Source organism: Psychrobacter sp. SWN149 (assembly GCF_015864565.1).
Taxonomy (GTDB): Bacteria; Pseudomonadota; Gammaproteobacteria; order Pseudomonadales; family Moraxellaceae; genus Psychrobacter.
Window position 1 is genome coordinate 72,188 of the sequence record NZ_JADYWX010000004.1, and the last position, 13,819, is coordinate 86,006.

At 42.9% G+C, this 13,819-nt stretch carries 10 protein-coding genes; 7 read left to right on the top strand and 3 right to left on the bottom strand.

What is annotated here, in order from left to right:
* The first annotated feature begins 185 nt into the window (after positions 1-185).
* The 6 genes from I6E86_RS07715 (at position 186) to I6E86_RS07740 (ending at position 9,339) form a co-directional block, all read left to right on the top strand.
* Positions 186-1,331, top strand: a complete 1,146-nt coding sequence (locus I6E86_RS07715; protein WP_194364337.1) for a beta-ketoacyl-ACP synthase III — start codon at positions 186-188, stop codon at positions 1,329-1,331.
* 241 nt (positions 1,332-1,572) lie between these two features.
* Positions 1,573-2,667: a peptide chain release factor 1 gene (gene prfA, locus I6E86_RS07720; protein ID WP_194364338.1), complete on the top strand. Its 1,095-nt coding sequence runs from the start codon at positions 1,573-1,575 to the stop codon at positions 2,665-2,667.
* A gap of 152 nt (positions 2,668-2,819) precedes the next feature.
* The gene (gene lysS, locus I6E86_RS07725) at positions 2,820-4,358 is read left to right on the top strand and encodes a lysine--tRNA ligase (protein ID WP_197176706.1); all 1,539 of its coding nucleotides are present in this window, start codon (positions 2,820-2,822) and stop codon (positions 4,356-4,358) included.
* 116 nt (positions 4,359-4,474) lie between these two features.
* Complete coding sequence (locus I6E86_RS07730; RefSeq protein WP_197176707.1) at positions 4,475-5,740, top strand: hypothetical protein; 1,266 nt, start codon at positions 4,475-4,477, stop codon at positions 5,738-5,740.
* Between the two features lie 398 nt (positions 5,741-6,138).
* Positions 6,139-8,187, top strand: coding sequence for a DNA polymerase III subunit gamma/tau (dnaX, locus tag I6E86_RS07735; RefSeq protein ID WP_197176708.1), 2,049 nt, complete (start codon positions 6,139-6,141; stop codon positions 8,185-8,187).
* A gap of 252 nt (positions 8,188-8,439) precedes the next feature.
* Entirely contained in the window at positions 8,440-9,339 is a 900-nt protein-coding gene (locus I6E86_RS07740) for a LysR family transcriptional regulator (RefSeq protein ID WP_194364342.1), read from the top strand.
* A 343-nt stretch (positions 9,340-9,682) separates the two neighbouring features.
* Here I6E86_RS07740 and I6E86_RS07745 read toward each other — a convergent pair whose 3' ends face one another.
* Both I6E86_RS07745 and I6E86_RS07750 read right to left on the bottom strand, forming a co-directional pair.
* A complete protein-coding gene (locus tag I6E86_RS07745) occupies positions 9,683-10,864 on the bottom strand; it encodes an aspartate aminotransferase family protein (protein ID WP_197176709.1) in 1,182 nt (393 codons plus the stop codon).
* Between the two features lie 42 nt (positions 10,865-10,906).
* Entirely contained in the window at positions 10,907-11,098 is a 192-nt protein-coding gene (locus tag I6E86_RS07750) for a DNA gyrase inhibitor YacG (protein WP_194364344.1), read from the bottom strand.
* A 313-nt stretch (positions 11,099-11,411) separates the two neighbouring features.
* Between I6E86_RS07750 and I6E86_RS07755 the strand changes: the two genes are divergently transcribed.
* Entirely contained in the window at positions 11,412-12,089 is a 678-nt protein-coding gene (locus tag I6E86_RS07755; protein ID WP_197176710.1) for a DUF938 domain-containing protein, read from the top strand.
* Between the two features lie 149 nt (positions 12,090-12,238).
* Here I6E86_RS07755 and I6E86_RS07760 read toward each other — a convergent pair whose 3' ends face one another.
* Positions 12,239-13,633, bottom strand: a complete 1,395-nt coding sequence (locus I6E86_RS07760; RefSeq protein WP_197176712.1) for an ABC1 kinase family protein — start codon at positions 13,631-13,633, stop codon at positions 12,239-12,241.
* Positions 13,634-13,819 lie beyond the last annotated feature (186 nt).

A 13,819-nucleotide genomic window follows, 5' to 3' on the forward strand; every position in this document is an offset into this window, starting at 1 on the left:
GTCAGTCTTTGCTTATTTATGGCAACAAACAGGTTATTTGTAACAAAGTATTAGAAAAATTATAATATTCAGGCATAATAAACACACTGATTTTAAGTTTACAGTTATTCACTGAAATTGAATGGCTATTATTTCCACATTTATGCTTATTCCAAGCACCACAGTAGTAGACAAGGAAGCTTATCATGACGACTTGTATCACGGGCACTGGCCTGTATATTCCGCCTTACAGCATCAGTAACGAAGAGTTGGTTGAATCATTTAACCAGTATGTTGAAAACTATAATACTGAACATGCCGAAGAGATAGCCGCAGAGACGGTTACCGCGCTTGAGCCTTCATCGGCTGCGTTTATCGAAAAAGTATCAGGCATCAAATCACGCTACGTGATGGAAAAAGACGGTATCTTAAACACTGAAATCATGGCACCCGTTATTGCGTACCGTAATCTAGGTGAAGAGCTGTCAGTCATGGCTGAGATGGGCGCAGCAGCGCTTAGAGACGCATTGGCTGATGCAGGACTTGAGGCCAATGATTTAGATGGTATTATTCTGGCTTGCTCAAACTTTCAGCGTACCTATCCTGCCGTTGCCATCGAGATCCAAAACGAGATTGGTATGATCGGCGGCTTTGCTTATGACATGAACGTTGCATGTAGTGCGGCAACTTTTGGTCTGTCACAAGCCCATGGTTCTATCGTCTCAGGTCTGGCCAAGCGTATCGCTGTGGTCAACGTTGAGATTACCTCAGCGCATCTTAACTGGCGTAACCGTGACAGCCACTTCATCTTTGGTGATGTAGCGACCGCGTCTATCGTTGAAGATCTCGACACGCCAAAAGGCTACGAGATTCTGAACTCTAAGCTATTTACACAGTTTTCGACCAACATCAAAAACGAATATGGCTTTATGGATCGCTCAGAGTATCTAGCGGCTCAGACTGAGATGTATCCAGATATCAAAGCACCAGTCACTGATAAGCTTTTTCTCCAAAACGGTCGTAAAGTTTTCCGTGAAGTCTGTCCGAAAGTGTCAGAGATTATCACCGAGCATTTGCAAGAAAATGACATAGCAACGTCTGATGTCAAAATGATGTGGTTGCATCAAGCAAATGCCAATATGCTCGATTTAATTTTACGTACCGTCATTGGTAAAGAAGCGGACAAAGCCATTGTCCCAAGTGTCATCGCTGAATTTGCCAATACCAGCTCAGCAAGTCCTATGATTGTATTCCATCGCCACAAAGATGACCTGTCATCAGGTGATTTGGGTGTTATTTGCTCGTTTGGTGCAGGGTACTCTATTGGGTCGGTACTGGTTCGCAAAGTCTAGTATTTTGAATAAATGCCCCTCATAGATAAAAAAATAGCTAAGAATATTCTTAGCTATTTTTTTGTCCGTCGTTTTTGCTATTGAAATTGAGTCGAGATATCTAGATATAGACAGAGATGTTTGAGAAGATAACAACAAGATTGCTGAGAATATCGACAAGAATGCTGAGAGGTTTTAATTTACCCCCAAAAATTTGCTATAATCACGGGCTTACTCCTCTTATCCAATTAAAAGTCCTTTTATGAAAGAATCCTTACGCCTGCGTTTAGACCAGATGGTAGACCGTTATGAAGAGGTCACCGCTTTATTGTCAGATCCTAGTGTCATCAGTGATAATAACAAGTTCCGTGAATTGTCTGTTGAGCACAGCGACTTGATGGAAATCACGACGTTATGGCAAAATTACGTGGGTGCAGAAACGGATCAGGCCGATGCAGAGACGATGCTAGCTGATGCCACAGATCCTGACATGAAAGAGATGATGATCGATGAGATTGATAGCGCCCGTGATACCATCGCTCAGATGGAAGAAGCACTCAATCTTATGATGCTACCAAAAGATCCAAATGATAAAGTACCAGCATTCCTAGAGATTCGTGCTGGGACAGGCGGCGATGAGGCAGCGATTTTCTCTGGTGACTTGTTCCGCATGTACCAAAAATACGCGCAGAGCCAAGGCTGGACATTGGACGTGCTGTCTGCAAGCGAAGGCGAGCATGGCGGGTATAAAGAAATCATCACTCGCGTCTCAGGCAACAGCGTCTATGGTCGCCTAAAGTTTGAATCAGGCGTGCACCGTGTGCAGCGTGTTCCTGAAACCGAAAGCCAAGGCCGTGTGCATACCTCAGCTTGTACCGTTGCAGTCATGCCTGAAGTTGAGATTGATGATACCGTCGAGCTCAACCCAGCTGATATCCGTTTTGATACGTTCCGCTCAAGCGGGGCTGGTGGTCAGCATGTTAACACCACTGACTCAGCTGTGCGTTTAACGCACATTCCAACAGGCACAGTCGCAGAGTGTCAACAAGAGCGCAGCCAACACAAAAACCGCGCACAAGCGATGAAAATGCTCATTTCACGCATTCAGCAGGTTAAGGTGCAAGCACAAGTCGATGTTGCTGATTCGATGCGCCGCGACTTAATCGGTAGTGGCGATCGCAGTGAGCGTATTCGCACCTATAACTTTCCGCAAGGCCGTATGACCGATCACCGTATCAACCTGACCTTATACAAGCTTGATTCTATTATGGAAGGCGACTTGAATGAGATTCTTGATTCATTGTTACGTGAGCATCAGGCTGACTTGATGGCCAGTATTGGCGGCGGAGAGCAATAGCCAATTCTATGTGCAGTATAGCGTTATTTCGTTTTTTATCATGATGTTTTTATAAAGGCAGGGCGTGTTGATTGTTCAATACGCTCTACAGGTTGATTTAATTTTTCTGTTTTCGTTTATCCATTTAATTACCTAATAATATTGAGAGTGTTATGTCAAAGCACAATAATCAGAACCAAGAACAAACCCCAGTGGTAGAAGATGCTAACGAGCTGATTGCACAGCTACAAGCCAAGCTAGACGACATCACGGCTTCTGGTAAACAGCCGTACCCAAACACGTTCAAACGCACTGATTATGCGCAAGACTTGCAAGCGGCTTTTGATGGTATATCGAAACAAGAAATTGAAGAAAAAGCGGAAAATGGCGAAAAGACACAGGTCAATGTGGCAGGGCGTGTCATGCTCAACCGTGGCTCATTCATTGTCATCCAAGACATGACAGGCCGTATCCAGCTGTATGTGGCGCGTAAAGAGCTCGATGAAGAGACACGCGCCGGTATCAAATCACTAGATTTGGGTGATATCGTTGGGGTATCTGGTTATATCGGTCGCTCAGGCAAAGGTGATCTGTATGTACATATCGAAGAGATTAGCCTCTTGACCAAGTCACTACGCCCAATGCCAAACAAATTTCATGGTTTGTCAGATGTCGAAGCGCGCTATCGTAACCGTCATCTTGATTTGATGACCAATGAGACGACTCGTGATACCTTTATGGTTCGTAGTCAGATCGTCAGCGGCATTCGTCAATTTATGCTAAATGAGCGTTTTATGGAAGTTGAAACGCCAATGATGCATCCGATTCCAGGTGGTGCAGTAGCCCGTCCGTTTGAGACGCATCACAATGCGTTAGACATGCCATTATATCTACGTATCGCACCTGAGCTTTATCTTAAACGCTTGGTAGTTGGCGGGTTTGAGCGAGTATTTGAGATCAACCGTAGTTTCCGTAACGAAGGTGTCTCAACCCGTCATAACCCTGAATTTACTATGATTGAATTTTATCAGGCTTATGCTGATTATCATGATTTGATGGATTTGACTGAGCGTTTGTTTAACCAGCTTGCAACCGATGTACTGGGCACCACAGAGCTGACCTATCAAGAAGAAGCCATCAGTTTGAAAGCGCCATTTGCTCGTCTGTCGATGTCTGATGCGATTGCAAAATATGCTGAAAACTTCGATATGGCACATATCAATGATCGTGAATATCTAGCAGAATATGCATCAACGACACTTAAGCAACAAGTCAAAGATGTGTTTGGCGTGGGTAAACTACAAACCATCATCTTTGAAGAAACGGCTGAGCATCAACTGCGTCAACCAACGTTTATTACTGAGTATCCAGCTGAGACATCACCATTAGCACGCCGTAGTGATGAAAATCCTGAGATTACTGATCGTTTTGAGCTGTTCGTTGGTGGTCGCGAGTTGGCCAATGGCTTTAGTGAGCTTAACGATCCAGCGGATCAGGCTGAGCGTTTCCGTGGTCAGGTTGCCGAAAAAGATGCAGGCGATGATGAGGCGATGCACTTTGATGAAGAGTATATCGAAGCATTGTCTTATGGTCTACCGCCGACAGCCGGTGAGGGTATTGGTATCGATCGTCTAGTAATGCTATTTACCGACTCTGCCAGTATTCGTGATGTGATCTTGTTCCCGCATATGCGCCGCAAAAACGATAGTTAGAGTGGGTTTGCTAGCCATAAATCCACATTGATAGTGAATTGGATATAAGAGAGCTTTTACTTATTGAAATAGAATAGGTTTAAGCTTTTTTATGAGACCTCATTTATAGGAATGTTATGGATACTCAGCAAGCACCGCTTTCATTATGGCGACAGATGATTCAACAATTTTCTTTATCCTTGTATGAATTGCCTGACGATAGATTAACATCTGACCCTGAAAAGTTTCAGGGTTATGATTTCGTGTTTGAGTGTTCTAGCGCTATTATTTACTTGATCGTCAATGATGTGATGATGCAAGCGAACAAGCAAGAGGTCGATAGTGCCAAAGTTCGTGAGTGGAAAAAAAAGGCGGTTAATACATTAATCAAACATCACACTCAGCTTTATCTGAAAAATAACCAGTCGATGGTAGAGGGTAAGACATCGACAGGGGATAAAGCGGTTTATTTTGTTGGTTTGACGTCACTGTCTTTTGAAGATCCAGACGAGGAACTGGGCTCATCCTCTTATGCGGTTGATTGTGAATATGGTAGTCAGTTCTTCGCTGAAGACTGTGTTCTAGACTTGGATGATGAGCTGAGTGTCTTGCAGATATTTAGTCATCGAAACTTCGTCACTATACTCAGTCAGTTAGTGACACCAAGTGATCTGACGACGTTTTTAGATTTTCACCGTGGTCAGTTAACGAACTTTGTATCTTTTAAAAATGAATCGACACTCCTGACACAATTTTTACGAGCTCCCAATTTTCACCAAAGAGCGATCAAAGTTCAAGAGCAGTTGGTTGATGCTGAGCTAATCGATCAAATCGAGCCACACTTACTTCGAGCAGTAGAACCCAATCAGATAGAATTTGCCAATGCATTAATGGTAGAGATTCAGAAAAATACTCGCATGTGGTATCAGCTATTCAATAGCTTGCTCAAGCGTTATCGCAAAGCGGGACAGCCCCTGTCCCCTGAGTCTGTCGATATTTTGGCAGATGAGTCAATGTATACCTATGCTTGTCTGGTAGAAAAAATATTGGCATACAGAAAGGCTGACCAAGAATCGCGCTGGGATGGTTATACTAGTCATGCGCACTCTTATCATATTTTTGGACGTCAATACCTTATGGTATTCTATGCTCAGAATGAGAGCAGCTCGTTGAGTGCAGAGAATGTTCGTCTGTCTCACCAAGACTTATTATCAGATCTCAATGCGCAAATGCAAACGCCCGTAATGGATGAACTGTTTTTGATTGGTGTAGAGTTCAGGCCTTGTGAAGACAGTGTAAATACTGAGGTGTACTTGGATATTTTCCATCAAAAAGGCGCATTTATTGATGTAAATACCAAGCGCTTACACGAACGACTGGCTCAGCTCAAAGCTCAGCTATAGTTAATCCGATGTCATACCTACCAAAGAGAGTATTAGGTTCTCTTGATATCCATTGATGTCATCGCTTTGCTAAACCCGTTACGATTTTTTAGACCTTTACTCGCCTTTTCATATTCAAAGTATATTGAACTGACTAGGGCGTGTCCTCATTTTAAAAATGGTGATAAAAATGAGATAAACTGTAGTCAAACAAGGAAAATAGCTGACTAATATCGAGATATTAGTCAGCTATTTGACGCCGTTTGGCAAGATTTAACCATTTTTAACCTATTTAGATGACTATCGATTAAATTGAGGACATGCCCTAGATAATCTATACTTAATATAGGGCACGGCCTAATACCCTGTCTCTATTTGTACTATTTACATTACCTGTATTATTTACATTGGCATTTACTATGACGCAGCAATATCAAGTTTTAGCTCGCAAATATCGACCCAAAAACTTTCATGAGTTGATTGGGCAGACGCATGTCTCGCAAGCGTTGATTAATGCGATTGATTATAACCGCTTGCATCATGCGTATCTGTTTACTGGAACTCGCGGAGTGGGTAAGACGACGATTGCGCGTATCTTATCTAAGTGCTTAAACTGTGATACAGGTATTACCAGTACGCCTTGCGGTGTATGTGATAATTGTGTGGCCATTGATCAAGGGCGGTTTATTGATCTTATTGAGATTGATGCTGCCTCACGTACCAAGGTTGAAGACACTCGCGAGTTGTTAGACAATGTCCCATACGCACCAAGTCAGGGTCGCTATAAGGTTTATCTTATTGATGAAGTGCATATGCTGTCGACTCACAGCTTTAACGCACTCCTCAAGACGTTAGAAGAGCCACCTGAGCACGTAAAGTTTTTGCTCGCGACCACTGATCCACAGAAATTGCCTATCACTATTATCTCTCGTTGTTTGCAGTTTGTGCTACGTCCGCTACCGCAGACATTGCTGAGTGAGCATTTGGCAAATATCTTGACCCAAGAGCAAGTTGGCTATACGCAGCCTGCGCTTTGGCAATTGGCGAGTGCAGCCAAAGGTTCAGTACGTGATGCTTTGTCTTTGACCGATCAGGCCATTGCTTTTGGTCAAGGAGCATTGGACGATGCCACTGTCAATGCGATGCTCGGTCTGATCGATGCGGCTGACTTGGTCAGTTTGATTACTGATATCTATAACCATGATAAGTCTGCTGTCGCAGCTCATATTGAGCAAATGCGTGCGCAAATGGTAGATGCGACCAGTATGTTCGATGGACTCGCTGAATTACTTCATCAATTGGCACTGACCCAGTTGTTGCCTGAAGTCGCTTTGAACGTGAATGAAGCGCAAGCACAAAATATCAATATACTTGCGCAGCATATCAGTCCTGATGTATTACAGCTGTATTATGAAATCGTTGTGCAAGCACGTGAAGGCGTCAAGCTTGCTAGTACACCGATGCAAGCACTTGAGATGTGTATATTACGTCTACTGGCCTTCCGTCCACTGCCTGTCGATCAAATGTTGAATTATACGGATGATAGTAGGGTCTCTGCTACAGAAACGCCAGTCATAGAGTCGACTGTTTCGATACCACCTGCAAATACGATTACACATGAAGCGTCAGCGCCGATACAGCATTATGATGTTGATTACCAGACACCTAGTCATGATGAGCTGCAGAGTAACATTTATGATAATAATGACTTTGACGCAAATAGTAGCAGTGACCAAGTTTATGACTTAGCACCGTCAGTGACTCATGCAAGCTCTGAGCCTGTTGTTGAGCCTGAACTTGTTGTTGAGCCTGAACTTGTTGTTGAGCCTGAACTTGTTGTTGAGCCTGAACTTGTTGTTGAGCCTGAACTTGTTGTTGAGCCTGAACTTGTTGTTGAGCCTGAACTTGTTGTTGAGCCTGAACTTGTTGTTGAGCCTGAACTTGTTGTTGAGCCTGAACTTGTTGTTGAGCCTGAACTTGTTGTTGAGCCTAGCGCAAATGATTCTCAGTTATCTGTACGATCTGATGAGGATCCGCGCACGTTACTACGCTGTCCTCCACAAGAGTTAACAGGCGAGTGGAACCCAGAAAAATGGGATTACTGGTTACAGACAGCTCGTGAAAACGAGGTTCTGGCACAGGATGAATTGGCGCTAGCACGTCAAGGTACGATGACCGGTCAATGCAATGGTAAGGCAGTATTTTTGACCAGTGTGGACAGCAAGCATTTGCAAATTACGTTTCAGCAGTTGGCTGCCAAGCTGCAACAGCAGTTTACACAAGCTGATATTGATTTAAAAATAGATAGCAGTATCATGCAAACTGAGGACAAAACTCCTGAGCGTCGTCAGCAGACACGTTTAGCACAAGCCAAATCTGTTGCCGAAGCCAAGCTCCTTGATACCGCTGTCATGCAGTATCTGACTGACCGTGGTGAAGGGAAAATGGGAAAAGTACAATTGTATTAAGCGTCATCACTAATATTAAGCTTAGTACAAACTAATGCTCAAATTCATTTAAAAATACACATATAGACTCAGTATGGTTTTATATAAAATATCAAGACGATATCACTCTATCGCCTTGATATTTTTTGTTTTTATTATGAGTCAAAGGGTTTTCTCGATTAAGAGAGAAATATTTAGTAACGATAAGAGCAATCGGAAGTCGTTATAATGGTTAAGTTATATTAAAAACTGAAATGACGTTTAGGTGAGAATATGTTAGATAATTTACGCGGTATGGCTGTGTTTGCCAGTGTGGTCGGACATGGCTCGTTTAGTGGCTCAGCTCGTGAGCTTGGTATTACCACCAGTGCAGTCAGTCAGCAGATTCGTTCTCTAGAAAACGAGCTGGGCGTTGTGCTACTGCATCGCTCAACTCGTAAGTTGAGCTTAACAGAAGCGGGTGAGAGCTTTTATGAAGCCGCTAAAGATGTGGTCAGTGCGGCGGAGCAAGGTCGTATTAAAGTCAACCAGTTACGCGATGAGCTAGCAGGTAGCTTACGAGTGTCTACCACGCCTGAGCTGGGTGTCAATCATATACTACCAGCGCTCTCTACTTGGATGGCGGCGCATGATGACCTAAGCGTTACTTATCTAGCAGACAATCATTATGTTGACATGATTGAAGAGCGTATTGATATCGCCATTCGTATGAGCCCAACGGCGAATAATTCTAGCTTGAGTAGTCATCCGCTAACAGATGTGCGTCAGTTGCTCGTTGCGTCCCCGCAGTACCTACGTCAACATGAAAAACTAAACACGCCTAAAGACTTGGCTAATCATCAATTGATCTCTATTGAAATCATGAAAGAAGCCAATCAAGTGGATATGATTCAGACAGGAACAGGCAAAAAAACCCGTATAAAAATGAACTCACGTATTTATACTAATAATGTTTTTATGGCGACGACATTGGCCAAAGAAGGCCATGGTCTAGTCAGAATGCTAGAGATGGATATCAAAAAAGAGCTAGAAAGAGGCGAGTTGATAGAGGTATTGCCTGGTTATCAGTTACCAAGCTTTGTACTATATGCGGTCACTTTAAATCGTGACCAACAGCCTGCTAAGATAACTCGCTGTCTAGAAGTGCTGAAAAAATACTTTCATGCAAGTTAGGGCAATGTAGTGACGGTGTATAGTTATAGAGCGACTAAACTGCTACGTTGTTAGTCTCCCTAGATGTACTACTTGCACAATCTGCAGTCGACTGCCTTGAATTAATTTTAGATTTCTTTGACTATAGATATATTTGAATTAGCTATAAGATTAGTCATGATAAGCGTCATAACTAGAAGTTAGATGCTTATGAATAGCTATAGTCATTATGATTATTTCTATAATGATCAAATATTTAATACAATCAATACTTTCTAAGTTGCACTTAGCAAAAAGCCTATCGATCACTAATGATTGATAGGCTTTTTTGATATCTATTCTACGATGATTACTAGGTTATGGTCTAAAATGAGGCCTTTAACAAAGCTGTCAAGCGCTCGACAACCTGTGTGCTCTCATCTCGGCTCATATTAAGTGGCGGTAGTAAGCGTATCACATGGCTACCAGTAACGTTGATGATCATATTTTGTTCATCACGTGCACGATCTACTAGTTGGCTACAGTCCATATCTTCAGGCAAGACGATACCGATCATCATGCCTGCACCGCGACTACTGACGCCATGCTGTCCAAGTGTATCGACCATGCTTTCTCGGATAAATGATCCTTCAATGACCGCGTTATCCATAATGTCACTATTAGTCAGTACATCATACACACTATGCACCACACGACTAGCAAGTGGCGTACCACCATAAGTGGAGCCATGACTGCCAGCACCAAACAAACCATTGGCACGGCCACGTACCATACAGGCTCCTACCGGAAAGCCATTGCCCAAGCCTTTGGCCGTCGTCAATACATCAGGGCGAGCCTTGCTGTGCTGGTAAGCGAAGTATTTACCAGTACGGCCATTACCAGTTTGTACTTCATCAAGCATAAATAGCCAGTTATGAGCATCGCACTCTGCTTGTAGCTCCTCTAAGTAAGTAAAGCCATTGGCCGCAGTATTGAGACCACCTTCACCTTGAATAGGTTCGACAAAAATAGCACAAATATCGTCATGATCCAAAGCGGCTTGCTTAACAGCACCAATATCACCAAAAGCTACTCGAATGAAATCATCATCTAAAGTATAAAACCCTTCGCGCGCCTTTGGATTGGCAGTGGCTGATAAGGACAGCAATGTACGGCCATGAAATGACTGTTCCATGACGATGACTTTGGGACGTTTAAAGCCTTGCTTATGTGCGTACAGTCTTGCCAGCTTCAATGCGGCCTCGTTTGCTTCTGCACCGCTATTGGCAAAAAACACGCTGTCCATTTGGGCTGCTGTACATAGTGCTTCGCCTGCACGCTCTTGCCAGTCAATACCAAACAGATTACTGGTATGAATAAGTGTGGCAGCTTGCTGTTGAATGGCCTCAGTCACTTGTGGGTGGCAATGACCCAGTCCGCACACTGCAATACCAGTGAGTGCGTCTAAGTAAGGAGTGTCATCTTTGGTATAGAGCCAGCTGCCTGAACCACGTGTAAAGCTGATTGGTTGACGGTTATAAGTAGGCATCAGGTAAGTAGCAGACATGTAAGGCATCCTTGGTATGAGAAATGGTATAGAAGGTATGAGTTATAGCTCGTCGGAGAAAGGCGTGGTCTCTGCAGGTAATGTGTAGTCTTCATTTGCCCAAGCACCTAAATCTATGAGCTTGCAGCGACTACTACAAAAGGGTTTGTATTTATTGTCCTGCCATGTGGTTTGAGTACTGCATCGCGGGCAAGGATAGGTTTTGGGAGATTTTTGTGGGCTAGAGTCAGTCATAATAAAGTAGGATACGTCCTTAGAGTTATTATTTGGTCAAGGTTATAAAAATAAAATAAGTCAGTTTTGCTCAGGCTACTGATTAATTCATTTGCTATTTATAGCGCTGTTATTCAATTTTTCTATGCTTCTTTTATATAGGGTTAACGATAGTATCATTCGCATATCACAGACGATAAATTCTATAGATTATCACCTAAATGACGATGGATTGACACGTAGTTGCTGTCGTTATATTACTATTCAATCAGATAGGCTATATAATAGCATGGGGCCGAATAATGACAAAAGACAAATGCTTTAAGGATAACGAATGACTGAAAACATTGAGCTTACGCATCAGCAAGAGCGTGCCTTTCAACCACAAAAGCTCAGCGCACCGCGAGATTTTATCATACCAAAAACAATCGCTGATACTGAAGATGAAACACCATTAATATTAGAGATTGGGGCAGGGAAGGGCAAGCATGCACTCAGCTTTGCTTTACAGAATCCTGATAAGCATTTGATAGCGATAGAGCGCACACGTAACAAGTTTGAGGCCTTTTCAAAATTGGCTACCTCACAACAACTACGCAACTTAGATGCGATCCATGCTGACGCGATTGCTTGGATTGTACACGCTATCAAACCTAACAGTGTGGCCAAAATATTTATTCTTTATCCCAATCCTGAACAGCATAACCCCAATCAGCAATGGTTAAACATGCCTTTTTTTGAGTTTTTATTGTCACGCTTACAAGTAGATGGAGAGGTGATACTGGTCACCAATATAGAGGCGTATATGAATGATGCAGAGCGTCAAGCAACCAAGGTATGGTGCTTACCAAGTATTCGTTACCGAGTTCCGAAAGACAGCCAACGCACTCACTTTGAAGTAAAGTACTTAGCAAGGCAAGAGGTGTGTTGGGAGCTTAGTATCCGAAAACCAAAATGGTATAAAACCAGATTTGATCATTGGCAGCCTATTACGCCGGATATCAAAAAATAGCCTAAGTAGAATCTACCAGTTGTATCTGATATATCGATGTTGCTTTTCACTAAATATAGGTTTTAATTATAAAATAGCCTAAGCAATTAAATACAGTTAAAATAAAAAGCCGTCACGAAAGGACGGCCAAAAATGTGCATTATTTAAGCTTACAAATAAGGCTTAACTAGATTATTGGAGTTGGTGTAAGAATCTAACACCGTCAAAAGAGTATAAGCGCCGATAAACTTACGGCTAATAAACATAAACTCTTTCGGTGGTAGATTAAACTCGAAAGATTGCATTGCGCGAGTGGCTTTAGTAGATAGGCGTGAGTGCAGTTTGCTGTTTGCCCAGATATAACGATTTTGATCATCGAGACACTCCCTGGGAATATCATCATTTTGTGCAGGATCACTAAAGGGCTCAGTCGCTAATAAGAATAATGAGGCGATATCAGAGCGCACTTTATCACTCATGCTGTCAAAAAAGTCATATCCTGTCATCGCAAGTGTCATCGCTTTATGATCGTGACGATATCCTGCTCTTAATAAACCGCGAGCAATCGTCAATAAGTTGCCATCAAACTGGCGCACGGCACCAAAATCCAGCAAAACCAACTTGTCGATATCGTCTTCATTTTCGCTAACTCGAACAAGGTAGTTACCAAAATTGGGATCGGTCTGCATCTCACCCCATACAAACACTTCTTGCATCATAATTTCGATAGCCGCTTGCCCAATCGCGTTACGACGCTCATGTGACAAAAACTGTAGTGCCTCAGAGACCACAGTGATACCTGGCTCATAGGACATGCACAGCAGACGTTTTTTTGAATAAGTTCGGTTGACTTTAGGAACAATATAACGCGAATCGCCACTCAAACGCTCGTAAAATCGTTCGGTTGTGGAGGCTTCTGCTTCGTAATCGACTTCATGATGGAGTAAGTCTCGTATTTCTTCAAACCATGCATCGAGCGCACGCGTTTGAGGGACGATATTACTGACTCTCAATAACTGCTTAAATAGAGCAAGATCAGAGTTGATGGCATCTGCCACACCTGGATACTGAATCTTTAGAACAACTTGTTCACCGGTTGCAAGTACAGTAGCACGATGGACTTGAGCAAGAGAGGCTGTGCCGATAGGAACGGGGTCGATGTCGAGCTCGTTCATCGTGTTACCCAACAGTTGGCGCAGCGTTTTTTCAATGGTCGGCCATGTCAGTGTTGCCGTGTCATCATTGAGTGTTTGCAACGCCCGTGTAATCTCTGGCGGTAAAATATGCTCACCATATATGGCCAGCATTTGGCCGATCTTGACCACTGAGCCTTTTAACTTACCCAGTTCTGCTGCAAGATAATTGGCCTGTGCTTCCATGAATGCTTGATTACGCGCTGTTCGAGCTTCTTTATTCAAAAACATGCCAGACACACTATTACCCGCCCAACGACGACCAATATTTAGGGAAGTTTTGGCAATCGACATTCGACGATCAAACCCTGAGGTTTTTAAGTTATCGATTGATTGCTTGTTGCTGAATTTTTTAGACGTATCATTTGCCATAAATATAATCATTCATCCAGTTGGTATTGATTTGCGGGTTTGAAACCTACAATACAAGGGAGATGTGATGCACGGGTACAAAATTGTATCATATAAAAGGTACTGGGTTTACGAGCATAGGTCAGTCGTTGATAGTGACTTTGTAAGCTATAACGCAGGCTGCCGCTTAAGAAAAAATATAAGTGA